The organism is Pantoea sp. R13S299, from assembly GCF_048515925.1.
Lineage (GTDB): Bacteria > Pseudomonadota > Gammaproteobacteria > Enterobacterales > Enterobacteriaceae > Pantoea.
Window position 1 is genome coordinate 927,181 of record NZ_JBLYEF010000001.1, and the last position, 22,788, is coordinate 949,968.

Annotated in this window: 22 protein-coding genes; 10 read left to right on the forward strand and 12 right to left on the reverse strand. The window is 56.6% G+C overall.

Going from position 1 to position 22,788, the window contains the following annotated elements:
* Nucleotides 1-492 precede the first annotated feature (492 nt).
* The 6 genes from ACN1CO_RS04545 to spy all read left to right on the forward strand — a co-directional run bounded on the left by ACN1CO_RS04545 (nt 493) and on the right by spy (nt 7,380).
* Nucleotides 493-1,713, forward strand: coding sequence for an aspartate aminotransferase family protein (locus ACN1CO_RS04545; protein WP_419138020.1), 1,221 nt, complete (start codon nt 493-495; stop codon nt 1,711-1,713).
* Nucleotides 1,710-2,741, forward strand: a complete 1,032-nt coding sequence (astA, locus tag ACN1CO_RS04550; protein WP_419138021.1) for an arginine N-succinyltransferase — start codon at nt 1,710-1,712, stop codon at nt 2,739-2,741. Before ACN1CO_RS04545 ends, astA begins: the two co-directional genes overlap by 4 nt.
* On the forward strand, nt 2,738-4,207 hold the full coding sequence (astD, locus tag ACN1CO_RS04555; protein WP_419138022.1) for a succinylglutamate-semialdehyde dehydrogenase: 1,470 nt from the start codon (nt 2,738-2,740) through the stop codon (nt 4,205-4,207). The genes astA and astD overlap by 4 nt, the downstream gene beginning before the upstream one ends.
* Entirely contained in the window at nt 4,204-5,532 is a 1,329-nt protein-coding gene (gene astB, locus ACN1CO_RS04560) for an N-succinylarginine dihydrolase (RefSeq protein ID WP_419138023.1), read from the forward strand. The genes astD and astB overlap by 4 nt, the downstream gene beginning before the upstream one ends.
* A gap of 50 nt (nt 5,533-5,582) precedes the next feature.
* A complete protein-coding gene (gene astE, locus ACN1CO_RS04565; protein ID WP_419138976.1) occupies nt 5,583-6,578 on the forward strand; it encodes a succinylglutamate desuccinylase in 996 nt (331 codons plus the stop codon).
* A gap of 307 nt (nt 6,579-6,885) precedes the next feature.
* A complete protein-coding gene (spy, locus tag ACN1CO_RS04570; RefSeq protein WP_419138024.1) occupies nt 6,886-7,380 on the forward strand; it encodes an ATP-independent periplasmic protein-refolding chaperone Spy in 495 nt (164 codons plus the stop codon).
* 73 nt (nt 7,381-7,453) lie between these two features.
* Here spy and cho read toward each other — a convergent pair whose 3' ends face one another.
* From cho to ACN1CO_RS04590, 4 genes are all read right to left on the reverse strand, one after another.
* On the reverse strand, nt 7,454-8,314 hold the full coding sequence (cho, locus tag ACN1CO_RS04575; protein ID WP_419138025.1) for an excinuclease Cho: 861 nt from the start codon (nt 8,312-8,314) through the stop codon (nt 7,454-7,456).
* 67 nt (nt 8,315-8,381) lie between these two features.
* On the reverse strand, nt 8,382-9,275 hold the full coding sequence (gene yddG, locus ACN1CO_RS04580; protein WP_419138026.1) for an aromatic amino acid DMT transporter YddG: 894 nt from the start codon (nt 9,273-9,275) through the stop codon (nt 8,382-8,384).
* Between the two features lie 60 nt (nt 9,276-9,335).
* Nucleotides 9,336-10,160: an ammonia-dependent NAD(+) synthetase gene (nadE, locus tag ACN1CO_RS04585; protein WP_419138027.1), complete on the reverse strand. Its 825-nt coding sequence runs from the start codon at nt 10,158-10,160 to the stop codon at nt 9,336-9,338.
* Nucleotides 10,161-10,278: 118 nt separating this feature from the next.
* A complete protein-coding gene (locus tag ACN1CO_RS04590; RefSeq protein ID WP_419138028.1) occupies nt 10,279-11,481 on the reverse strand; it encodes a multidrug effflux MFS transporter in 1,203 nt (400 codons plus the stop codon).
* Between the two features lie 295 nt (nt 11,482-11,776).
* Here ACN1CO_RS04590 and osmE point away from each other — a divergent pair, with 295 nt between their 5' ends.
* The gene (gene osmE / locus ACN1CO_RS04595; RefSeq protein ID WP_010245718.1) at nt 11,777-12,112 is read left to right on the forward strand and encodes an osmotically-inducible lipoprotein OsmE; all 336 of its coding nucleotides are present in this window, start codon (nt 11,777-11,779) and stop codon (nt 12,110-12,112) included.
* A gap of 66 nt (nt 12,113-12,178) precedes the next feature.
* Here osmE and ACN1CO_RS04600 read toward each other — a convergent pair whose 3' ends face one another.
* The 6 genes from ACN1CO_RS04600 to hxpB form a co-directional block, all read right to left on the reverse strand.
* The gene (locus tag ACN1CO_RS04600) at nt 12,179-12,586 is read right to left on the reverse strand and encodes a DUF6515 family protein (RefSeq protein WP_419138029.1); all 408 of its coding nucleotides are present in this window, start codon (nt 12,584-12,586) and stop codon (nt 12,179-12,181) included.
* Between the two features lie 188 nt (nt 12,587-12,774).
* Nucleotides 12,775-14,166, reverse strand: coding sequence for an L-cystine transporter (locus ACN1CO_RS04605; protein WP_419138030.1), 1,392 nt, complete (start codon nt 14,164-14,166; stop codon nt 12,775-12,777).
* Between the two features lie 151 nt (nt 14,167-14,317).
* Nucleotides 14,318-14,908: a metal-dependent hydrolase gene (locus tag ACN1CO_RS04610; RefSeq protein WP_419138031.1), complete on the reverse strand. Its 591-nt coding sequence runs from the start codon at nt 14,906-14,908 to the stop codon at nt 14,318-14,320.
* 137 nt (nt 14,909-15,045) lie between these two features.
* Complete coding sequence (gene kduD, locus ACN1CO_RS04615; RefSeq protein WP_419138032.1) at nt 15,046-15,807, reverse strand: 2-dehydro-3-deoxy-D-gluconate 5-dehydrogenase KduD; 762 nt, start codon at nt 15,805-15,807, stop codon at nt 15,046-15,048.
* A gap of 16 nt (nt 15,808-15,823) precedes the next feature.
* Nucleotides 15,824-16,660, reverse strand: coding sequence for a 5-dehydro-4-deoxy-D-glucuronate isomerase (gene kduI / locus ACN1CO_RS04620; RefSeq protein ID WP_419138033.1), 837 nt, complete (start codon nt 16,658-16,660; stop codon nt 15,824-15,826).
* A gap of 176 nt (nt 16,661-16,836) precedes the next feature.
* Nucleotides 16,837-17,505, reverse strand: coding sequence for a hexitol phosphatase HxpB (gene hxpB / locus ACN1CO_RS04625; protein ID WP_419138034.1), 669 nt, complete (start codon nt 17,503-17,505; stop codon nt 16,837-16,839).
* 149 nt (nt 17,506-17,654) lie between these two features.
* On the opposite strand from hxpB, the gene ACN1CO_RS04630 reads away from it, so the two are divergent.
* Nucleotides 17,655-18,191 (forward strand): YniB family protein, encoded by a 537-nt coding sequence (locus tag ACN1CO_RS04630; RefSeq protein WP_003848337.1) that lies wholly within the window; start codon nt 17,655-17,657, stop codon nt 18,189-18,191.
* Between the two features lie 13 nt (nt 18,192-18,204).
* Here ACN1CO_RS04630 and ACN1CO_RS04635 read toward each other — a convergent pair whose 3' ends face one another.
* Together ACN1CO_RS04635 and ghoS are read right to left on the reverse strand one after the other, a co-directional pair.
* Nucleotides 18,205-19,098 (reverse strand): fructosamine kinase family protein, encoded by an 894-nt coding sequence (locus ACN1CO_RS04635; protein WP_419138035.1) that lies wholly within the window; start codon nt 19,096-19,098, stop codon nt 18,205-18,207.
* Nucleotides 19,099-19,176: 78 nt separating this feature from the next.
* Nucleotides 19,177-19,497, reverse strand: coding sequence for a type V toxin-antitoxin system endoribonuclease antitoxin GhoS (ghoS, locus tag ACN1CO_RS04640; RefSeq protein ID WP_419138036.1), 321 nt, complete (start codon nt 19,495-19,497; stop codon nt 19,177-19,179).
* 351 nt (nt 19,498-19,848) lie between these two features.
* On the opposite strand from ghoS, the gene ACN1CO_RS04645 reads away from it, so the two are divergent.
* Together ACN1CO_RS04645 and thrS are read left to right on the forward strand one after the other, a co-directional pair.
* The gene (locus ACN1CO_RS04645; protein WP_090961591.1) at nt 19,849-20,610 is read left to right on the forward strand and encodes a DUF481 domain-containing protein; all 762 of its coding nucleotides are present in this window, start codon (nt 19,849-19,851) and stop codon (nt 20,608-20,610) included.
* A 247-nt stretch (nt 20,611-20,857) separates the two neighbouring features.
* A complete protein-coding gene (thrS, locus tag ACN1CO_RS04650; RefSeq protein ID WP_419138037.1) occupies nt 20,858-22,786 on the forward strand; it encodes a threonine--tRNA ligase in 1,929 nt (642 codons plus the stop codon).
* Nucleotides 22,787-22,788 lie beyond the last annotated feature (2 nt).

The following is a 22,788-nucleotide window of genomic DNA, read 5'->3' on the forward strand; positions in this document are numbered from 1 at the left end:
CTGGTTAAATAATGATCGGCTTGCCGATAAAGTAGTCATAAAAAGACGCGAAGGTTCGCACACCTGCCGCGTTAAATGAAAATATTTTGTTAAATCTCGCCGACCAGCTTCTGCTTTTTGGGAAGACTCATCGATCCTGCACTGCACCAGCGTGAGGCAAACTGCGCTAAAAAAGGGCGTCAGACGGACTTTTCTGGAGAGATAATTCATCAGCGATCACAAAAGCGATATTTCATCCCGCAAATGCATAATTCCGCTGTTTAAAACCCGGCTTTGCCGCTGCAATCAGACAATTATTCACTATATATGCAAATTAAGTGAATATTGTAAGCGCGTAACCCATTGATATTCCGTTGTGAAGACTATTTTATGCATTAATTCTCTGGCTGGCACGTTAACTGCACTCTACAGTAGGGCTGCATTACAACATCTTTTAACAATTTTAAAACATAAGCTTTACCCAGCCGGTAAAGTAAAGCAGGAGAGTGGGTTATGGCACTGCACGTTTCACGTCACGATTTCGATCAATGGATGATGCCGGTTTATGCGCCTGCGACCTTTGTACCGGTTCGCGCGGAAGGCTCCACCGTCTGGGATCAGAATGGCAAAGACTATATCGACTTTGCCGGTGGCATTGCCGTCAATGCGTTGGGTCATGCGCATCCGGCGTTACAACAGGCGTTGCAGGAACAGGCCGCACGTTTATGGCACACCGGTAATGGCTACACCAACGAACCGATCCTGCGGCTGGCGAAGCAGTTGATCGACGCCACCTTCGCTGACCGGGTGTTCTTCTGTAACTCCGGCGCGGAAGCGAACGAAGCGGCGCTGAAGCTGGCGCGTAAAGTCGCGCATGACCGCGTCGGCCCGCATAAAAGTGGCATCGTGGCGTTTAAGAACGCGTTTCACGGTCGCACCCTGTTTACCGTGTCAGCCGGTGGTCAGCCCGCCTACTCAAAAGATTTTGCTCCGCTGCCGCCAGAGATCCAGCATGCGCCCTTTAACGATCTGGCTGCGGCGGCTGAACTGATTAATGACCATACCTGCGCGGTGATTGTTGAACCGATTCAGGGTGAGGGCGGCGTGCTGCCTGCCGATCCGGCGTTCCTGCGCGGACTGCGCGAACTCTGTGATCAGCATCAGGCCGTACTGATTTTTGATGAAGTGCAGAGCGGCGTGGGTCGTACTGGATCGCTCTACGCTTATATGCATTATGGCGTCACACCCGATGTGCTCACCAGCGCCAAAGCGCTGGGCGGCGGCTTCCCGATTGGTGCCATGCTGACCCGCGAAGATCTGGCGATGGTGATGGGCGTCGGCACCCACGGCACCACCTATGGCGGCAATCCGCTGGCGGGGGCGGTAGCTGGTAAAGTGATGGAGCTGATCAACCAGCCTGAACTGATGGCGGGTGTCACGCAGCGTCACGAGTGGATTGTTGCGGCACTGGATGAGATCAACCAGCGTCTGCATCTGTTTAAAGAAGTGCGCGGTCTGGGCCTGCTGATTGGCGCAGTACTGAGCGACGACTTTGCCAGTAAAGCCAAAGAGATCAACCTGGCCGCCGCAGAGATGGGCGTGATGGTGCTGATTGCCGGTGCTAACGTGGTGCGTTTTGCCCCGGCACTGAATATCAGTGAGCAGGAAGTGAAGCTGGGCATGGCACGCTTTGCCGAGGTGTGTGAACGCCTGGTTCGAGGGTCCGCATCATGATGGTAATCCGTCCGGTTGAACGCGATGACTTAAGCCAGCTGATGGCACTGGCCGGCAAAACCGGTGGCGGGCTGACCTCGCTGCCCGTCGATAGCGCCACATTACAGGCGCGTATCGATCGATCGCTGCAGACCTGGGAGGATACGCTGCCGCGCGCTGAGCAGGGCTATGTTTTTGTTCTGGCGGATAGTGAAGATAATCGCGCCGTCGGCATCTGCGCTATTGAGGTGGCGGTCGGCCTGCAGGATCCCTGGTACAACTTTCGTGTCGGCACACAGGTGCACGCCTCGAAAGAGCTGAATGTCTATGCCGCGCTGCCAACGCTGTCGCTGAGTAACGATCACACCGGCAGCAGTGAATTGTGCACGCTGTTTCTCGATCCCGATTACCGTGACGGCAAAAATGGTTATCTGCTGTCGAAATCCCGCTTCCTGTTTATGGCGAATTTCCGTGAACGCTTCACCGACCGCGTGGTGGCGGAGATGCGTGGCGTCAGCGATGAGCAGGGGCATTCGCCGTTCTGGGAGAGCGTGGGCAGCCGTTTCTTCTCTATGGAATTCAGTAAAGCTGATTTCCTCAGCGGCACCGGCCAGAAATCCTTTATTGCTGAGCTGATGCCGAAGCATCCGCTCTATATCGATTACCTGACGCCAGAGGCGCAGGCCGTCATCGGACAGGTGCATCCCCAAACCGCACCGGCCCGTGCGGTGCTGGAAGCGGAGGGTTTCCGCTACCTCAACTATGTTGACATCTTTGATGGTGGCCCGACGCTGGAGTGCGATATCGACCACATCCGTGCCGTGCGCAAAAGCCGTCTGCGCAGCGCAGAACGGGGTGAAAACCCGGCGGATGCGCCGCTCTGCCTGGTTGCCAGTAACAATTACCGCCAGTTCCGTGTGGTGCTGATCCCGGCCCATGCCGACAGCGACAGCGTGCAACTTACGGATGAACAGATGCGGGCGCTCCACTGCCAGCCGGGCGACAGCCTGCGCGTGGTGACGCTCAGCAAAGAGGAGAAAACAGCATGACGCACCTGATAAATGGAGAATGGCTGGGCGGTGACGCAGAGGTCCTGACCAAAGCGGATCCGGTCAGCGGCGAGACATTATGGCAGGGCCAGGCGGCCTCAGCCGCCCAGGTCACAGCGGCCTGTGAAGACGCGCGTGCCGCTTTTCCGGTCTGGGCCAGACGCCCGCTGGCGGAACGGCAGGCGATCATTGAGAAATTTGCGGCCGGGCTTGAAGCCCACAAAACGGAGCTGGCAGAAACCATCGCCCGTGAAACTGGTAAGCCACGCTGGGAAGCCCTGACCGAAGTCGGCGCGATGATCAACAAAATCGGCTTTTCGGTGAAGGCGTACCATAGCCGCACCGGTGAGCAGCATGAGGGCGAAAGCTCGCTGCGCCATCGTCCGCACGGCGTGCTGGCGGTGTTTGGCCCCTATAACTTCCCCGGCCATCTGCCAAACGGTCATATCGTTCCGGCGCTGCTGGCGGGCAACTGCGTGGTCTTTAAACCCAGCGAACTGACGCCGCTGACCGCCGAAAAAACCGTTGAGATCTGGCTGGCTGCGGGCCTGCCTGTTGGTGTGCTGGCGCTGTTACAGGGCGGCCGTGAAACCGGCCAGGCGCTGGCGAACTGTAGCCAGATCGATGGCCTGCTGTTTACCGGCAGCGCCCATACCGGCTATCAGCTGCATCGCCAGTTTGCCGGTCAGCCTGAGAAGATGCTGGCGCTGGAGATGGGCGGGAATAACGCCCTGATTGTGGAAGATCCGGCCGACCTGGATGCCGCCGTTAATATTACGCTGCAGTCAGCCTTTATTACTGCCGGTCAGCGCTGCACCTGCGCCCGGCGTCTGCTGGTTAAACGTGGCGAGGCGGGCGATGCGTTTCTGCAGCGGCTGGCTGAGGTGGCGGGGCGACTGCAACCGGCCGCCTGGAATGCTGAACCGCAGCCGTTTATGGGCAGCGTGATCTCCACCGGCGCGGCAGAGAAGATTATGAGTGAGTGGCAACGGCGGGTTGAGGCGGGCGGTGAGGTGCTGCTGGCGATGCGCTGGCCGGATCGCCACAGTGCCATTCTGACGCCTGGCATTATCGATTTGACCGGCGTGCAGGGCATTCCGGATGAAGAGGTCTTCGGCCCGCTGCTCGGCGTGATCCGCTATGACACCTTTGATGAAGCCATTGCGCTGGCGAACCAGACCCGTTACGGCCTGTCGTGCGGATTGATCTCCCCTTCGCGCCAGCAGTTCGATCAGTTGCTGCTTGAAGCGCGTGCCGGTATCGTCAACTGGAACAAACCGCTGACGGGCGCGGCGAGTACCGCGCCGTTTGGCGGCATTGGCGCCTCGGGCAACCATCGCGCCAGTGCCTGGTATGCGGCGGATTACTGCGCCTGGCCGATGGCTTCGCTGGAGACGCCGGACCTGACGCTGCCCGCCACGCTGTCGCCGGGACTCGATTTCTCTGCGCCGGAGAAGCGCTCATGAAGGCAACCGAAGCCAACTTTGATGGGCTGGTGGGATTAACGCACCATTATGCCGGGCTATCGTTTGGTAACGAAGCCTCGACCCGTAACCAGCTGCAGCCGTCAAATCCCCGTCTGGCGGCTAAGCAGGGGTTGCTGAAGATGAAAGCGCTGGCCGATATGGGCTACGTGCAGGGAGTGATCCCGCCGCACGAGCGTCCCAACATTGCGGCGCTGCGTCAGCTCGGCTTCAGTGGCAGCGATGAGCAGGTGCTGGCGGCGGCCGGAAAAACCGCGCCGGTATTACTCTCCGCCGCCAGCTCCGCGTCGGCCATGTGGGTCGCCAATGCCGCCACGGTTTCGCCGTCCGCAGACAGCCTGGATGGCCGGGTTCACCTGACGGTGGCAAACCTGAACAACAAATTCCACCGGGCGATGGAAGCACCAGAAACCGCCTGGCTGCTGCGTTCCATCTTCCGCGACGATCGCCATTTTGCCGTGCACGATGCGCTGCCGCAGGTGGCGATGTTTGGTGATGAAGGGGCGGCAAACCACAACCGTCTCGGCGGTGCCTATGGTGAGCGTGGCGTGCAGCTGTTTGTCTATGGCCGTGACAGCAGCCATGAGGGCAACGCGCCGCAGCGCTATCCGGCGCGGCAGACTCGTGAGGCCAGCGAGGCGGTCGCCCGTCTGCATCAGCTCTCACCCGAAAACGTGCTGTTCGCCCAGCAGAATCCTGCGGTGATCGATCAGGGCGTGTTTCATAACGATGTGATTGCGGTCAGCAACCAGCAAATGCTGTTCTGTCATCAGCACGCCTTTGTTGATCAGCCTGAACTGCTGGCGCAGCTTCGGGCGCGCGTCCCCGGTTTTGTGGCGCTGGAAGTGCCGGCAGATCGGGTGTCGGTGAAAGATGCGGTAGAGACTTATCTGTTTAACAGCCAGCTGCTGAGCCGTCCCGACGGCACGATGATGCTGGTGCTGCCGGAAGAGTCACGCCAGCATCCGGGTGTCTGGCGCTACCTGTGCGAACAGGTCGAGGGTGACTCGCCATTGAAAGCCCTGAAGGTGTTTGATCTGCGCGAAAGCATGTATAACGGAGGTGGTCCAGCCTGCCTGCGTTTGCGGGTTGTGCTGACGCCAGAGGAGCAGCAGGCAGTGAATCCGGCGGTGCTGATGAACGATAAGCTCTTCAGCACACTGAATAGCTGGGTTGACCGTCATTACCGTGATCGCCTGACGCAGACCGATCTGGTCGACCCGCAGTTGCTGCGTGAGGGACGCGACGCGCTGGATGAACTGACGAAGCTGCTAGACTTAGGAAATGTATACGCATTTCAGCAGTGAAGCAGGGGGCAGCAGAGTCTGCCATCTGCTCAGGGCGCAAAGGAGGAATGATGCAGGACTTTTTACAGCAAACGCTTTCCGGCGAGGTGCCGCGTAAGCGTAGTGGTGAAACGGCGCATCTTCGCTGGCAGTGGTTGTATCACGGCATACTGTTGATGGAGCCGACGGTGCCGGTTAAACAGGCGCTGGTGCTCTCTGCCGGGATCCACGGCAATGAGACGGCCCCGGTGGAAATCGTGAACCAGCTGGTTAATCCGCTGCTGCGTGGCGAAAAGCCGCTACAGCAGCGCATGCTGGTGATTCTCGGTAATCCCACCGCGCTGCGCGCCGGTAAGCGCTATGTGCGTTATGACATTAACCGGCTGTTTGGCGGACGCTGGCAGCATATTGATGATGGCGATGAGGCCCGCCGCGTGCTGCGGCTGGAGCAGGCGCTGGAGACATTCTGGCAGCTGGGCGAGTGCGATGAGACGCGCTGGCATCTCGACATGCATACCGCCATTCGCGGCTCTTACCATCCTCAGTTCGGCGTGATGCCGCACAACGAGCGCCCCTGGCCGCCTGCGTTTCTTGACTGGCTGGCCGCTGCCGGGCTGGAAGCGCTGGTGTTCCATCGCGCACCGGGCGGCACCTTTACTCACTTCAGCTGCGAACACTTCGGTGCAGCCAGCTGTACCCTTGAACTGGGCAAAGCGCTGCCGTTTGGCCAGAACGATCTCAGCCAGTTCAGCGCGGCGCAGCAGGCACTGGCTTCTTTACTCTACGGCGAAGCGATGCCTGCGGCGACGGTGAAACCGCGTCACTATCGGGTTGCGCAGCAGATTACCCGACTGAGTGAGCACTTTACGTTGCATATGTCGCCGGAAACGCTGAACTTTACCGCATTCCCGCAGGGGGCGTTGCTGGCAGAAGATGGTGACACGCGCTATTACGTGCAGCAGGCGCGGGAATACGTGTTGTTCCCCAATCCTGACGTGGCCGCCGGGCTGCGTGCCGGGCTGATGCTTATCGAAGAGGGCGAACAGACCCAGGCGCTGCCGGTTTGAATCCTCTCTTTACCCTTCCGGGTCATCGGCGATAAAAAATCGACAGGAAAACGGGAGATCGCCTTCCGCTTTCCTGTCGTAACCATTACACTCCTCCATGATTTCTGCCAGATTCGCTTTAAATTCATAAACTTTTTCAATTCCTCACGCCTTTCTTCTTATTCTCTTCATGATTGCCCGTTTTTCATCTTTTATGCTTTCACGGCTTTACTCAGGCTCTGAGTAGTTGACGTTCAGCGTCGTATGCTTGTTTCCGAAGACGCGACAGAGTGCTGTCGTCATTATCATGAATTATAAGGACACTATTATGCGCAAACTGACTTCCCTTTTACTGGCTTCTTCGCTGGCGTTTGGTGCAGCCAGCGCCGTCCATGCAGCAGCAGATAACCTGACTCCACCGCCAGCAGGCAGCGAAAAGGCGATGCACAAACCGCCAATGCGCCACGGGCCGGAGATGATGTTTAAAGGTCTGAACCTGACCGACGCGCAGAAAACCCAGATGCGCGACATCATGAAAGAGAGCCACAAAGATATGAAACGCCCGTCACTGGACGAGCGTCGTGCGGCTCACGACATTATTGCGTCTGACAGCTTCGACCAGAGCAAAGCAGAAGCGCAGGCAGAGAAGATGTCTGCTAATGCGAAAGAGCATGCGCTGAAGATGCTGGAAACCCAGAACAAGCTCTATAACGTGCTGACGCCGGAGCAGAAGAAACAGTACAACGCGAACTTTGAAAAGCGTCTGACTGAGAAAGGCCCGCATGAAGGCAAAATGGCGCCGCCAGCAGAACCCGCTGAATAATATTCGTTAAGCGAACGGTCTGAGACCGCCGACGCTGTCCACTGAATGTGAGTGGGCAGCGTCGGCGGTTTTTTTATAGCGGAAGAATAGGGTAGGCACCCGACAGAATCGGGCGGCAGAGGATTTTATAGCCGTCGTGATCAAAACCGCCTTTGGGCCGCTGCAGTTTTCTGGCCTCATCCATGCTGCTCACCGAACCGAGATAGAACCAGTGGTCGATGACGTGGATCTGCGTCATCTCTTTGCCTTCCTCAACCAGACCTACGGCACCCTGCCACGGCCAGCAGAAGACCCGCACATTTTCCAGCGCTTCCAGCAGTCGATCCTGATGATCGCTCACCGGCTCTTTACCGCAGCAGGCTCCGGCGCAGCGGCGCAGTGCCGAACGGAAGCAGCCGCGCCCCGCACTCAGCGCTTCCAGACCCAGCAGGCCATGACAGAGCTGATACTCATCCGCGAGTTGCTTGAGGCGTTCCAGCGCGGCAAAGCGGCTGCGATAGAGTCCAAACAGGTTGGGAGACTGACTGAAATCGAGATCTTTTGCGTAAACCACATTCGGTTTGCCGTCGGTAATCTGTAGCGAACAGAGCTGGCGGTTCTTACGCAGTCGCTTATTAAACAGCGGCTGCTGGGTTTTGATCATCTGCGCTTCCAGCAGCAGCGCACCGAGATCGCCCGCGGTGGGGATCCAGCTCACTCGCCGCGACTGGCGCAGCATCTTCGCCTCATCCGGGGTGCGGAAATGGGACATCACCCGCGAACGCAGATTGACACTTTTACCGATATAGAGCGGCAGTGACTCGCTTTCGCCATGAAAGGTATAGACGCCAGGATGATTCGGCAGGCCTTCCAGCCATTCACGCAGGTGTTCGGGATATTGATAAATTGCATTCGCGTCGGGTTCGGGGCGAAGAATGGCTGCACGTCTGACCAAAATGGACTCCACTTACTGGTTGTCCATACAGCATAACAGGCGGGTGAAATGATCGCCAGCCGTCTGGTTAAAGACGCCGTGTTGCCAGCCAGCAAATCAGCGAGCCCAGGGTGATCATCGCCACGCCCTGCCAGAAGGCCAGCGGCGGTGTCAGACCGAGCCACAGCGATCCCAGCAGGGCCGATAGCACCGGCGTGAAGTACGAGGCAGTGGCCAGCAGCGTCAGATTGCCCTGCTGAATCCCATGATTCCAGGCGGAGTAGGCGATGGCGGTGGAGAGTCCGACAAACAGCACTTCCAGCAACGGAACCAGCGCGAACGTCATCGGCACAGAGTGATCGCTCAGGGCATATTTCAGCCACAGCGCCAGTGCGGTCAGGATAAAAAACAGCGTAACGCCGTTCGCACCCCGGGCAAAACGACGGGTCAGGTTGTTGTAGAGCGCCCAGGTCAGGGCGGCGATAAAGGCGAGTGCATAGGCGACAGGGTTACGCAGCATATTCTGCCACAACAGCGCGGGCGAGCCGCTGCCGCTGCCTTTCATCACCCAGACGATCCCCAGCAGTGACAGCAGCAGTCCCGGCCAGAGCCAGACGCGGAAGCGCTGCTGATGATTAAACGGGATCGCCAGTACGATGGTCAGGCAGGGCCAGAGATAGTTGATCATCCCCAGCTCCAGCGACTGGCTGCGATCGCTGGCCAGCCCGATAGCTAGCGCCAGAGAGATTTCATAGCCGACAAAGAGAGCACCGCCCAGCCACAGGTAAAGAGCGGGCAGCGCGCCGGGTCTGGGCAGGCCGCGGGTCAGGCAGAGCAGAATCGCCGTGGTGGTGTAGATCAGCGCCGCGCCGCCGGTGGCGCCAAAGGCTTCACTGACGCTGCGCAGCAGACCTACGGTGGTGCTCCAGAGCAGAATGGCAATAAGCCCGATGAGGGTAGCGCGCGAAACGGTGGCAGGCATGCAGGGATCAACAAGGTGAAGGGGTGAAGCCTCCCTTGCCGGGGCAAAGGAGGCGCAGGATTACTTCCAGAAGTCGTCGAACACCGTGATGGGCGGGCGACGTTTGTGCTCGGTTTTCTGATACCAGCCTTCGATGATACGGGCGCTGTCAGGATTGATGCTTTTACCTTCCAGGTAGTCATCGATCATCTCGTAGGTGACGCCCAGCGCCACTTCATCCTGCAGGCCAGGGCGATCATCTTCCAGATCGGCCGTCGGTTTCTTCAGATAGAGATGTTCCGGGCAGTCAAGGTGTTTCAGTAACTGCTTGCCCTGACGCTTGTTCAGGCGGAACAGCGGGTTGATGTCAGTGCCGCCATCGCCATATTTGGTGAAGAACCCGGTGACGGCTTCAGCGGCGTGGTCCGTGCCGACCACCACCCCTTTGGTCATACCGGCGATGCTGTATTGCGCTTTCATTCGCTCGCGCGCTTTTTCATTGCCACGCACAAAATCGGAAAGCGTTATACCCGCCTCTTTCAGCGCGCGCTCACTGGCCAGCACGGACTCTTTGATGTTTACTGCCAGCGAACGGTCGGGTTTGATAAAGGTCAGCGCGTCCTGACAATCCTGCTCATCCGCCTGTACTCCATACGGCAGACGCACCGCAATAAAGGTGTAGTCGTTGTCACCGCTCTCCTGACGCAGTTCGCTGATCGCCGTTTGCGCCAGCTTGCCCGCCAGGGTTGAATCCTGTCCGCCGCTGATCCCCAGCACCAGCGTTTTCAGTCCGCTGTGACGTTTCAGGTAGGCTTTGAGAAAATCGACGCTGACGCGCACTTCCTGCTCGGCGTCGATAGTGGGCTTCACACCCAGTGCTTCAATAATTTCCTGCTGCAGTGACATGAACTTCTCCTCAGGTCAGTGGCCTGTCGGCTCGATGCGAACGTTTTAGTAAAGCTAACGTGCCTGCGTGAAAACAACAAGCTTAAGCGGCAACTGATTACGGCTAAACGTTGCGAAATCAGTGAGTTTTTACCTGCGGCTGCGGTTTTTTCGCCAGCACGTTAAACATCAGGATCGCCATCATAAAGCAGCCAAAAATGGTGGCACACATGCTGAGTACTGAGGTGCCGCCAATGCCGGTGATCGGCACGGTAATCGCGCCGAGCGTGAACATGGTGACGCCAATGACGGCTGAGGCGCTGCCAGCGCGATGACCCTGACTCTGCATCGCCAGTGACGAGGCGGTGGTGGCGATGACGCCGTTGCTGGCGATGGTAAAGAACAGCGCCACCAGCAGCAGCGCTAGCGGTGCATGGAGCAGCGCGGCCAGCAGCAGCAGGCTGGAGGCGACAAAGGCCAGCGTCAGTCCGCCTTTCAGCACCCGATATTCGCCCCACAACGGACAGAGGCGGGCGCTGGTCTGTGAAGCAATGATCAGGCCAAATCCGTTGGCCGCAAAGCAGAAGCTAAAGGCCTGAGGCGACAGACCATAGAGTTGTTGCAGCACGAACGGCGAGGCACCGATGTAGGCGAACATGCCGGACATCATAAAGCCCTGGGTCAGACAGAAGCCCATAAAGGGGCGATGCGTAACCACCTGCCCGAGTGCGGCGTAAGCAGAGAATATCGATCCCTGGCTGCGGCGTTCTTCGGGCAGGGTTTCATGCAGCTTCCAGCGCGCCAGCAGGATCAGCAGAATAGCAATGCCGCCCAGCACCATGAAGATGCCGCGCCAGTCGACTATCGTCATCAGCACGCCGCCCAGTACCGGCGCGCCAATCGGTGCCAGACCGTTGACCAGCATCAGCAGTGCAAAGAAGCGTGTCAGCTCATGGCCGCTGTACATATCGCGTGCAATCGCCCGTGACAGCACCGCGCCGCCCGCGCCCGCTAACCCTTCGAACAACCGCGCCACCAGCAGCTGGTGGATATCCTGCGCCAGCGCGCAACCCATTGAGGCGATAAACAGCAACACCAGCGACAGGGTCAATGGACGCAGGCGTCCAGACTTATCACTCAGCGGGCCAAACAGCAGCTGGCCAAAGCCCAGACCCAGCAGACCGGCGGTCAGACTCAGCTGCGCGGTAGCGGTTTCGGTGTGCAGATCCTGCGCCATCTGCGGCAGAGCAGGCAGATAGAGGTCGATGCAGAGCGGGCCGAGTGCGGCCAGAAGGCCCAGCGTAATGGCATAAACCAGTCGGTTGGAGTGAGCAGGGGTCATTGTTCCTCGGGATAGTCAGCGATGGGGTGAACAGAAAGCGGGTAAGAGAACAGGTTCCGGTAGTGCGACAATCACGCCAATCTGCACCTGTACCGATTGAGGGTGCGGAGGCTGAACTCGTGTCGCTTTCGGGACCTGTTTTGCCAGGAAGTATACGGCTGCGTTGACAGTAAAACAGCCTTATTTACGAAATCCTGACGTTTACGATGCCACTAATTGTTCCTCATAAACTTGATAATTCAGCATTTATGTTCCAGGCTTGTTTCCACATGGACAATCAATGAGGAACAACAAGATGAATAAAGTGATGGGATGTATCGCTGCGGCGCTGACACTGGCTGCACTGTCTGGTTGTACGACTTACGATCGTGCGGAAAGCTACGTGACTAAGCCAGTGGTAAAGGATGTTAAAAAGGGTATGACCCGTGATCAGGTTCGCCAGATCGCCGGTACACCTTCAACCGAAATCACCATGGTTCACGCGCGCGGCACCTGCCAGACTTATGTTCTGGGTCAGCGCGACGGTAAAGCTCAGACTTACTTCGTGAGCTACAACGACACCGGCCGTGTGATGAACTACGGCTTCCAGAGCTGTGCGGAATATGACACCGATCCGCAGGTTCAGCAGTAAGTTATAGCGCCTCTGAATAGTAAACGGCCCGTCATCATGACGGGCCGTTTTTCGTTGTGGCACAGACTACAATCCTGCCGGGCGCGGCACCTCAACATAATCGCCATCTATCTGCCGCTGGTAGTAGTGACCCGCCTGCACATAGAAGCGTTTGCCGTTAAAGTCGAGTACCCGCATCTCACTGCTGACCCGCGACTCGGCTGGCGGCTCTACCACCACATACTCATCGCCGTGGCGCTGATAATAACTGCCATTCAGCAGATAATAGGTCAGTCCGCCTATCAGCACCGCCGTTGCGGCCTCAGGCAGAAAGCGATACGGTCCCGGTCCGCCCCAGTGAGGTCGCGGACCAACCCAGTGTGGCCCAGGGCCGCCATGCCGTCCCCATCCCGGGCCCCAGTCGCCAGGATGGGCGAAAGCCAGAGCGGGCGTCAGAAGCGTCAGCGTCAGAAGCGAGGCGATTATCTTTTTCATCAGGTGTTCTCCTCATAAGACTGGATGCAGAATTCGCCTTTTATCGGGTAAAGACAAGCACTAAAGCGCCGATTTTTCGCCTGTTTACCATGCTTAACGCTTTCTTAACGGCGTCGCCATCAATGGGGGAGATTATGGAGAAGAGGGGCGGGAAAAACCTGGCGCGGGCGCGCCAGGTTTAAGGCAGATTAACGGTGCGCCAGCTCGGCGTTGTCGTCACTGTCCAGTACGCGTTTATCGGTCATCCCTAACCAGCGGCTGGTCAGAGAGCCGGCGGTCATGGAACCGTTGACGTTCAGGGCAGTACGACCCATATCAATCAGCGGCTCAATCGAGATCAGCAGCGCCACAAGGGTCACCGGCAGGCCCATCGCAGGCAGGACGATCAGTGCAGCAAAGGTGGCACCACCGCCGACACCGGCAACGCCTGCTGAGCTCAGCGTGACGATTCCGACGAGGGTTGCAATCCACAGCGGGTCAAACGGGTTGATCCCGACGGTTGGGGCAACCATCACCGCCAACATGGTCGGATAGAGACCGGCACAGCCATTCTGGCCGATAGTGGCGCCAAAAGATGCCGCGAAGCTGGCAATCGACTCCGGCACGCCAAGACGACGGGTCTGGGTCTCCACGCTCAGCGGAATGCTGGCTGCGCTGGAGCGGCTGGTGAAGGCGAAGGTGATCACCGGCCACACTTTACGGAAGAAGCGCATCGGGTTGATACCATTGACCGACAGCAGCAGGGCGTGAACACCAAACATGATGGCCAGACCGAGGTAAGAGGCGACCACAAAGCTGCCCAGCTTGATGATGTCCTGCAGGTTAGAACCGGCAACCACTTTGGTCATCAGCGCCAGTACACCATACGGCGTCAGCTTCATCACTAAACGCACCAGCTTCATGACCCACGACTGCAGCGTATCGATCGCCACCAGCACGCGCTGACCTTTAACTTCATCATCTTTCAGCAACTGCAGTGCAGCCACACCCAGGAAAGCGGCAAAGATCACGACGCTGATGATGGAGGTCGGACTGGCTCCGGTCAGATCGGCAAACGGGTTTTTCGGGATAAAGGAGAGCACCAGCTGCGGCACGGTCAGGTCAGCCACTTTGCCGACGTAGTTGCTCTGGATCGCACTGAGACGCGCGGTCTCCTGCACGCCCTGAACCAGACCTTCTGCGCTCAGACCAAACAGGCCTGTAACGAACACGCCGACCAGCGCCGAAATCGCGGTGGTAAACAGCAGAACGCCGATAGTCAGTACGCTGATTTTTCCCAGCGACGAGGCGTTATGCAGACGGGCGACTGCACTCAGAATAGAAACGAATACCAGCGGCATTACGACCATCTGCAGCAACTGGACATAGCCATTGCCGACGATGTTAAACCAGCTGATCGACTCTTTGACCACTGCGCTGTTTTCGCCGTAGATCAACTGCAACACCAGGCCGAACAGTACGCCGATCACCAGACCGGTCAGCACTTTTTTCGACAGGCTCCAGCTCTGACGGCTGAAGCGGGAGAGCAATACCAGCAGCACCACAAAGGCCACGATATTAAGCGTAAGAGGAAGGTCCATGCTGAAACTCCAGAGTAATGCGGCCTTCCGTCACGGGAAGGCCGCATAATGTTAATCACGAATTAAGACAGCAGGAATGGTAACAGCAGGTGCAGAGGGTGCCTTATATCCAAATGGAATGCTTTATAACTTAATGGTGGTTTATGCTCTTTTATTGCGCAGTATGACTGGAAATTAACCGCCCGACGCCATTTTGTAGCGTATCGAACAGCTGTGACGGCCAGCCGTTTGCACCAAAAGATGGCATCCCCACCGGAAACCACAGCGCATATCCCACCAGTCCCAGACACAATGCCCGCTCAAGCTGATTGCCTTTCTGGCTGCGAAGAATCGGCAGGCGGAAGCGCCAGCGGCAGGGCCACAGCAGCGGAACCCCGGCGGGCGTCAGCATGTCGGCCACGATATGGCTCAGGTAGCCCAGCGTCAGACCCTGCAGCACATCGGCCGGTATTGGCGACGACTGGGGCAGGTTAATCTGAAAAAGCCACAAACCGGCGGCGATGGCCAGCAAACTGTGGGTAAAGCCCCGATGGCCAAACGCCCGCGCAATAGGATGAGAGAGCCAGCTCAGTCGCTGTCCCAGCAGAGATTTAGGGTGATCGATATCGGGTAACAGACATGTCAGCAGGGCTGAGGGAACAAGATGCCACCAGTCGGCCTGCGCCAGCACGGGTGTCAGCTCAGCACGCTTAGCAAAAATAGCGCTGGCAATGGCAAAAATGATGTGGCCTTCGCCCGTCATGATAGAACCTGGTTGCAAAGAAAGCTGTCGATGCATCCAGTATAGGGATTTATCCAGTAAATGAGAACATGTGACGCTGTAACGAAGCATGAATATTAACAAGGCGGACAGCGATGAAACACTGCCCGCCCGAAAGATTAACGTGCCAGCCAGCCGCCATCAACTGCCAGGGTGTAGCCATTGACGTAATCAGACGCAGAAGAGGCCAGGAAGACCACCGGGCCCATCATGTCATCGGGCACGCCCCAGCGTCCGGCCGGAATACGGCCCAGGATCTCTTCGCTGCGTGACTCATCATTACGCAGCTGCTCGGTATTGTTGGTCGCCATGTAGCCGGGCGCGATGGCGTTGACGTTAATGCCATGTTTCGCCCACTCGTTTGCCATCAGACGGGTCAGGCCCATCACGGCACTTTTTGAAGCGGTATAAGAGGGCACCCGGATTCCACCCTGGAAGGAGAGCATAGAGGCAATATTGATAATCTTGCCGCCCTTACCCTGGGCGATAAACTGACGTGCCACCTGCTGTGACAGGAAAAACAGGCTCTTACTGTTGATGTTCATCACATCATCCCAGTCCTGCTCGCTGAAATTCAGCGCGTCTTCACGCCGGATAATGCCGGCATTGTTGACCAGAATGTCAATTTTGCCTGCCGCAGCCACTGCCTGTTCAACCACAGAGGTGACCACGCTGGTCTGCATCAGATCGGCCTGCACCGGCCAGAATCGGCGACCCAGCGCTTCAACTTTGCTTTGGGTATCATCCGGGCCATCACGGTTAACGCCGACGATATCACAGCCCGCCTGCGCCAGACCCAGCGCCATACCTTGCCCCAGACCGGTGTTACAGCCGGTCACCAGCGCCACTTTACCTTCCAGGTTAAACGTATTCAGTACCATGGTATTTCTCCTCTGCTCAGCGCAGTTCACTGATTTTGACGTGGTCCATGTCATCAAAGACCTGATTCTCACCCACCATGCCCCAGATAAAGGTGTAACGCTGGGTGCCAACACCGGCGTGAATTGACCAGCTGGGTGAGATGACCGCCTGCTCGTTGTGTACCAGCAGATGGCGGGTTTGCTGTGGTTGTCCCATCATGTGGAAGACGGCGCTCTCTTCACTCATATCGAAGTAGAAGTAGACTTCCATGCGACGTTCGTGGGTGTGGCAGGGCATGGTGTTCCACAGGCTGCCTTCATCCAGTTTGGTTAAGCCCATGGTGAGCTGGCAGGTCGGCAGCACATCCGGCACGATGAATTTGTTAATGGTGCGGCGGTTAGAGGTCGCGGCATCACCCAGCGTTGCGGTGGCCGCCTCCTGCAGCGTGATTTTCTTGTCCGGGAAGGTGCTGTGGGCGGGCGCACTGTTGTAATAGAATTTGGCGGGCTTAGACGGGTTCAGGCTGCGGAACAGCAGATTGCGCGCCCCTTTGCCGATGTAGAGCGCCTCTTCGTGACCGATTTCCCACGCTTTACCGTCTACTTCTACCAGCCCTGGCCCGCCAATATTGATCATGCCCAGCTCGCGGCGTTCGAGAAAATAACTGACGCCCAGCTGTTTTCCCATCTCATCACCGATCGTGACTGGCTTGTTCACCGGCATCACGCCGCCAATGATGATGCGGTCGATGTGGCTGTAGGTCAGGGTGTAGTCATCGGCAGTAAAAATGGTCTCAATCAGGAACTCGCGGCGCAGCGCGTCAGTGTCGAGTTGTTTTGCGTGATCGCTGTGGATACTTTGACGAATGTCCATCTCAGGCCTCTCTGCAGGTCAGGTTATTCATGCCCCGAACGGGGACGCTTCGGGCATCTTAGGCAGAGCGGCATGGGAATTCAATAAAAATGAAACGTTGTTTTATTTTATTGCGGGCGGGATCAAGTGAGAGGTGTAACAGGCAAAAAAAAAGCCCGCATCAGGCGGGCTGTTGATCATCCCTGCAGATGCTGCAGGCTGAGCTGTGTCAGATTGTCCAGCCGGACATCCGCCAGCGTCCAGCGGGGATCGTCGCGGTGTTCAGCCGCGGGCACCACAATTGACCGCATACGTGCGGCTTTGGTGGCGATCATGCCGTTAAAGGAATCTTCCAGCGTGACGCAGTTGAGCGGATCGATCGCCAGGCTGTCGGCAGCGTTGAGGTAGACCTGCGGATGGGGTTTGCTGTAGGGCAGTGCTTCTGCTGACGAGAGCACATCGAAATAGTGGCGCAGATTGAAGATCTCCAGCACCTGTTCCAGCATCCGGAGCGGCGATGCCGAGGCAAGGCCGATTTTCAGCCCCTGATCGCGGCACAGTTGCAGCGCCGTTTCCACGCCCGGCAGCAGAGGGCGAGTCTGGTCCACCAGTGTCATGGCGCGAGCGATAATGCGCTCGGTGACCTCCTGCTGAGAGGGGCCTTGCCAGGGCAGCGTTTCGTACCACATCCGCACCGTCTGATCGATGCGCAGACCCAGGGTGTCGGGCATTTCACTGCGACGTGACAGGTCAACATCCAGCGTTGAAAAGATATCCAGCTCAGCCTGATCCCACAGCGGCTCAGAATCGATCAGTAAGCCATCCATATCAAACAGGGCGGCGAGGACAGGGCGGTGCCAGGTCATCAGCGGTCTCCTTATAAATAAAGTCGGCTTTACCTTAACATCATTCTCTGCGGACGCACTCACTGCCCGATCGGCCACGCTTTATTTGGGAAATTTCACCGATGGCAGGTAGACTGACGGCAAATTGGATTCCGGGTTCAGGAGATATTATGACCTATCAACAGGCTGGCCGTATCGCCATCCTTAAGCGAGTAGCGGGCTGGGTGCTCTTTTTAGTGGCCCTGATGTCGACCATTATTTCTGTTCTGAGCTTTATGTTTAAGCACAGCGAAAAGCAGCCAGGCATTGACGCCGTCATGCTCGATTTCGTCCATGTCATCGTTGATATGCTGCGTTTTAACACGCCGTTCCTCAACGTCTTCTGGCATAACTCGCCGGTGCCGGAATTTAACGGTCAGATGAATCTGGGTTTCTGGCTGATCTACATTCTGATTTTTGTCGGACTGGCGCTGGAGTCATCAGGCGCGCGGATGGGCCGTCAGGCGCGTCACGTCAAAGAAGGTATCGAGGATCAGATGATTCTGGAGCAGGCAAAAGGTCCTGAAGGGCGCACCCGCCAGCAGCTGGAAGAGAAGGTGCGCGTTCCTCGCCACACCATCTTCCTGCAGATTTTCCCGCTCTATGTGCTGCCGGTAGTGATAGCGATAGCCGGTTATTTCGCGCTGTCGCTGCTGGGCTTTATCTGACAAGCCCCCTCAGTCAGGCCGGTCTGGCCTGACTGTTGCCGAGCGCATCCTCATCCAGCAACTGGCCAATGGCGAACTGTGCATCGCCAGGCCAGTGCCCGCCAAACACGTTAGCCCGGTTCAGCAGATAGTAGAGCTGGTAGACCGGCAGACGCTGCGAAAACCCATCCGGTAAGGGCCACACCGACTGATAGCCGTCGTAAATCTGACGAGGCAGGTTGGGGTACCAGCTCAGCATCGCTAAATCGCATTCGCGGTCGCCCCAGTAGCAGGCGGGATCGAACAGCCAGGGGCCGTTGTCACTGCTAGCGCAGTTAGCGGGCCAGAGATCGCCATGCAGCAGCGACGGTTGCGGATGATGCGAGGCGAGCACCCGCTGCACGGAGGCGATAATCAGCTCTGTATCACCGTATTGAATGCCTTTTTCCGCCGCCAGCTGCAATTGCCAGCCAATGCGCTGTTCGGCAAAAAACACCGACCAGCGTCGCAGCCAGCTATTGGGTTGAGGCGTAGTGGTAATGTTGTTGTCGAAATCCAGCCCGAACTGCGTCTGCTCGCTCCACTGGTGCAGGTGCGCCAGTTGCTGACCCAGCTGATACGCGCTCTGCTCATCAAGTGGCTGTGGCTGGATGTACTCCAGCAGCAGAAAGCTCTCTTCACGATGATGGCCCACACCATAAACTTTTGGCACCCGAACGGTGCCGGTGCGCGCCAGCAACGCCAGCTGATCGGCTTCCCAGGTAAAGAGCGACAACATTTCGCGGCTGTTACTTTTGACGAAGACGTCGTGGTCACCATAGCGGATGTGCCAGGTGGGATGGATATCACCGCCCGCCAGGGCGTGACGTTGGGTGATTTCGGCGTTGCCTAACTGCTCGCTTAACAGACGACTAATGGCTGACCACATAGGGCTATCCTCGTTATTCGCTGCGTAAGTCAGATTGTGATGCCTAAATATTCACCAAAACCTGCGCGATTGCACCTCTTATTCTGGCGCGGAGGTGGTCGGGCGATGATCGGCGGCGTCGCGCAGATATTCTTCAAAGGTCGTGACGGTCACCTCAGGTTTCTGACCCAGCGCACTTTCACCGGCCGCAGTGACCTGCTGTCGCAGATCTTCCGCGTCCAGCGTGCTGACAATGCCATAACTATTGGTACCCAGTTCATGGGGATGACCACTCTCATCCGCCAGCGTGGTCGTAAAACCGGCGGCGGTCATCGCGCTGGTCAGCTCCAGGATGTCACTTAATCCCGATTCCTGATAGTGAAAGGTCACGATATAGCGGGTTAATTCATTGCTGCTCATGAGGTATCTCCGGGGGAAAAGAAACTGAACTGAGCGTAGACCATGGCGAAAAATCAGGCGAATTATGAAGGAGATGCTGCATGTCTGACGTGACGCATAGCGTAAATCTGTGTAAGGAGCCAGTGAGGTGATGCAAAATTCTTCTGCCGTTACGTCTGGCTTTTCATTTGTGCAGCACTATAATGCGCGACGTTAATGAGATGAGTCCCAATTAACAGGGGTTGTCAGGGCGATTCCAGGCATTTTGTGTAAGTTAATAATTTTTTACAAAACTTACCGTAAATTGCATTGAATGCCCGGCAAAACGCTTCAGACTCTCCGTTTTTTAAACAGTCGCACGGATCACATTTAATGAAAGCCTATAACAAGCTGTCTGCTGTTCTTTTGCTCTCCGCCGGAGCTTTTTGTCACCAGGCACTGGCCGATAACGCCGTATTTACGTCAATGGATGACCCTTCTACAGCGAAAAAGCCGTTTGAAGGTTCTGCTGCTGCGGGATACCTGGCGCAAACCGGTAACACCACCAGTTCATCAACGACTGCTCAGACCAATATGACCTGGTATCAGTCGTCTATGGCTTACAGCTTGTGGGGTAACGCAGCCAACACCTCGTCAAATGATGAGCGCTCTTCTGAGACGTACAACATCGGTGGCCGTTCACGCTATAACCTCAACTCCTATGACTACCTGTTTGGACAGGCGAGCTGGTTAAGCGATCGTTTCAATGGTTACGATTCACGTGACGTGCTGACTGCCGGTTACGGTCGTCAGATCCTGAACGGTCCGGTGCACTCGCTGCGTGCGGAATTCGGTCCGGGTGTACGTTATGACGATTACCACGCAGGCGGTCATCAGACCAAGGCGCTGGGCTATGGCGCAGTCAGCTATCAGTGGCAGCTGACCGACACCACCAAATTCATTCAGGGCGTGTCCGTGCTGAGCAGCTTCGGAGAAGACACCACGGTGAACTCCGAAACCGGCCTGCAGGTGGCAATCAATAGCCACTTCGCACTGAAGCTGGCTTATAACGTCACTTGGAACAACAATCCGCCAGAATCTGCGCCGGATCGTACGGATACCAAAACCTCAATCATGCTCTCTTACGCGATGTAAGCGCATTTTTGCCCGTGGTATCCCCGGCGGCCTGACATTATGTCAGGCCGCTTTTTTTTGTTCTCTCCACGGCTTAGCGAAAAGGGCATGGGTTTTTCTCGCCGGGGAAAACTGCTATCATCTGCTCCGCACTGCAATCCTGGTGACATTCGGACAATGTGGGTCTGATATCACGCCAGGTCACTAATTTTACATTACGTTGCATGTAGGCTTTCGTGTGGCTTACCACTGCAAATAAGGATATGAAATGCCTGTAATTACGCTTCCTGATGGCAGCCAGCGCGTGTTTGACCGCCCTGTCAGTGTGATGGATATTGCGCTCGACATCGGCCCGGGTCTGGCGAAAGCCTGTATCGCTGGCCGCGTTAACGGTGAACTGGTTGATGCGGTTGATCCCATCACCGAAGATGCCGCCGTCGCGATTATTACCGCTAAAGATGAAGCGGGTCTGGAAATCATCCGTCACTCCTGTGCGCACCTGTTAGGGCATGCGATTAAACAGCTGTGGCCGGATACCAAAATGGCGATCGGCCCGGTCATTGATAACGGCTTCTATTACGATGTCGACATCGATCGTACCCTGACCCAGGAAGATATCGACCTGCTGGAAAAACGCATGCATCAGTTGGCTGAAACCAACTACGATGTGGTGAAGAAGAAGGTCAGCTGGCAGGAAGCACGCGACGTGTTTGCGGCGCGCGGCGAGATTTACAAGACCACCATTCTTGATGAAAACATCAGCCATGACGATAAGCCTGGCCTGTATCATCACGAAGAATATGTCGACATGTGCCGCGGTCCGCACGTGCCGAACATGCGGTTCTGCTATCATTTTAAACTGCAGAAGATCTCCGGTGCCTACTGGCGCGGCGACAGCAACAACAAAATGCTGCAGCGTATTTATGGCACCGCATGGGCAGACAAAAAGCAGCTGGCAGCCTATCTGCAGCGTCTGGAAGAGGCGGCGAAGCGTGACCATCGTAAGATTGGTAAGCAGCTTGATCTCTACCACATGCAGGAAGAAGCACCAGGCATGGTCTTCTGGCATAATGACGGCTGGACCATCTTCCGTGAGCTGGAAGTGTTTGTCCGCAGCAAGTTAAAAGAGTACCAGTACCAGGAAGTGAAAGGTCCATTCATGATGGATCGCGTCCTGTGGGAAAAAACCGGGCACTGGGAAAACTATAAAGAAGCGATGTTCACCACCTCATCTGAGAACCGTGAATATTGCATCAAACCGATGAACTGTCCTGGGCACGTTCAGATCTTTAATCAGGGTCTGAAATCCTACCGTGACCTGCCGCTGCGTATGGCAGAGTTTGGTAGTTGTCATCGTAATGAGCCATCAGGTGCGCTGCACGGCCTGATGCGCGTACGTGGCTTTACCCAGGATGATGCACACGTCTTCTGTACAGAAGAGCAGGTGCGTGACGAAGTGAACAGCTGTATCCGCATGGTTTATGACATGTACAGCACCTTCGGCTTTGAAAAGATTGTGGTGAAATTATCCACCCGTCCTGAGAAGCGCATCGGAACAGATGACATGTGGGATCGTGCCGAGGAAGATCTGGCTGCCGCGCTGAACGAAAACAATATTGAGTTCGAGTTCCAGCCAGGCGAAGGCGCGTTCTACGGTCCTAAAATTGAGTTCACTTTGTACGATTGTCTTGATCGCGCCTGGCAGTGCGGAACAGTTCAGCTAGACTTCTCCCTGCCAAAACGCCTTGAAGCAACCTATGTGGGTGAAAACAATGATCGTCAGACGCCAGTGATGATTCACCGTGCGATTCTGGGGTCAATGGAGCGTTTCATCGGTATTCTTACCGAAGAATTTGCCGGTTTCTTCCCAACCTGGCTGGCACCGCTGCAAGTCGTGGTAATGAATATTACCGATGGACAAGCAGAATATGTTGAGTCTTTGACGCGTAAGCTGCAGAATGCTGGCATTCGTGTGAAGGCAGACTTGAGAAATGAGAAGATAGGCTTTAAAATCCGCGAGCACACATTACGTCGCGTCCCTTATATGTTGGTCTGCGGTGATAAAGAGGTGGAATCTGGCAAAGTTGCCGTTCGCACCCGCCGTGGTAAAGACCTTGGGTCGATGGATGTCGATGTGTTTGTTGAGAAACTTCAGCAAGAGATTCGCAGCCGAAATCTTCAACAATTGGAGGAATAAAG

Coding starts and splice junctions, on each gene's coding strand:
- ACN1CO_RS04545 (WP_419138020.1), top strand. CDS start 493: ATGGCACTGCACGTTTCACGTCACGATTTCGATCAATGGATGATGCCG.
- astA (WP_419138021.1), top strand. CDS start 1,710: ATGATGGTAATCCGTCCGGTTGAACGCGATGACTTAAGCCAGCTGATG.
- astD (WP_419138022.1), top strand. CDS start 2,738: ATGACGCACCTGATAAATGGAGAATGGCTGGGCGGTGACGCAGAGGTC.
- astB (WP_419138023.1), top strand. CDS start 4,204: ATGAAGGCAACCGAAGCCAACTTTGATGGGCTGGTGGGATTAACGCAC.
- astE (WP_419138976.1), top strand. CDS start 5,583: ATGCAGGACTTTTTACAGCAAACGCTTTCCGGCGAGGTGCCGCGTAAG.
- spy (WP_419138024.1), top strand. CDS start 6,886: ATGCGCAAACTGACTTCCCTTTTACTGGCTTCTTCGCTGGCGTTTGGT.
- yddG (WP_419138026.1), bottom strand. CDS start 9,275: ATGCCTGCCACCGTTTCGCGCGCTACCCTCATCGGGCTTATTGCCATT.
- nadE (WP_419138027.1), bottom strand. CDS start 10,160: ATGTCACTGCAGCAGGAAATTATTGAAGCACTGGGTGTGAAGCCCACT.
- ACN1CO_RS04590 (WP_419138028.1), bottom strand. CDS start 11,481: ATGACCCCTGCTCACTCCAACCGACTGGTTTATGCCATTACGCTGGGC.
- osmE (WP_010245718.1), top strand. CDS start 11,777: ATGAATAAAGTGATGGGATGTATCGCTGCGGCGCTGACACTGGCTGCA.
- ACN1CO_RS04600 (WP_419138029.1), bottom strand. CDS start 12,586: ATGAAAAAGATAATCGCCTCGCTTCTGACGCTGACGCTTCTGACGCCC.
- ACN1CO_RS04605 (WP_419138030.1), bottom strand. CDS start 14,166: ATGGACCTTCCTCTTACGCTTAATATCGTGGCCTTTGTGGTGCTGCTG.
- ACN1CO_RS04610 (WP_419138031.1), bottom strand. CDS start 14,908: ATGACGGGCGAAGGCCACATCATTTTTGCCATTGCCAGCGCTATTTTT.
- kduD (WP_419138032.1), bottom strand. CDS start 15,807: ATGGTACTGAATACGTTTAACCTGGAAGGTAAAGTGGCGCTGGTGACC.
- kduI (WP_419138033.1), bottom strand. CDS start 16,660: ATGGACATTCGTCAAAGTATCCACAGCGATCACGCAAAACAACTCGAC.
- hxpB (WP_419138034.1), bottom strand. CDS start 17,505: ATGACCTGGCACCGCCCTGTCCTCGCCGCCCTGTTTGATATGGATGGC.
- ACN1CO_RS04630 (WP_003848337.1), top strand. CDS start 17,655: ATGACCTATCAACAGGCTGGCCGTATCGCCATCCTTAAGCGAGTAGCG.
- ACN1CO_RS04635 (WP_419138035.1), bottom strand. CDS start 19,098: ATGTGGTCAGCCATTAGTCGTCTGTTAAGCGAGCAGTTAGGCAACGCC.
- ghoS (WP_419138036.1), bottom strand. CDS start 19,497: ATGAGCAGCAATGAATTAACCCGCTATATCGTGACCTTTCACTATCAG.
- ACN1CO_RS04645 (WP_090961591.1), top strand. CDS start 19,849: ATGAAAGCCTATAACAAGCTGTCTGCTGTTCTTTTGCTCTCCGCCGGA.
- thrS (WP_419138037.1), top strand. CDS start 20,858: ATGCCTGTAATTACGCTTCCTGATGGCAGCCAGCGCGTGTTTGACCGC.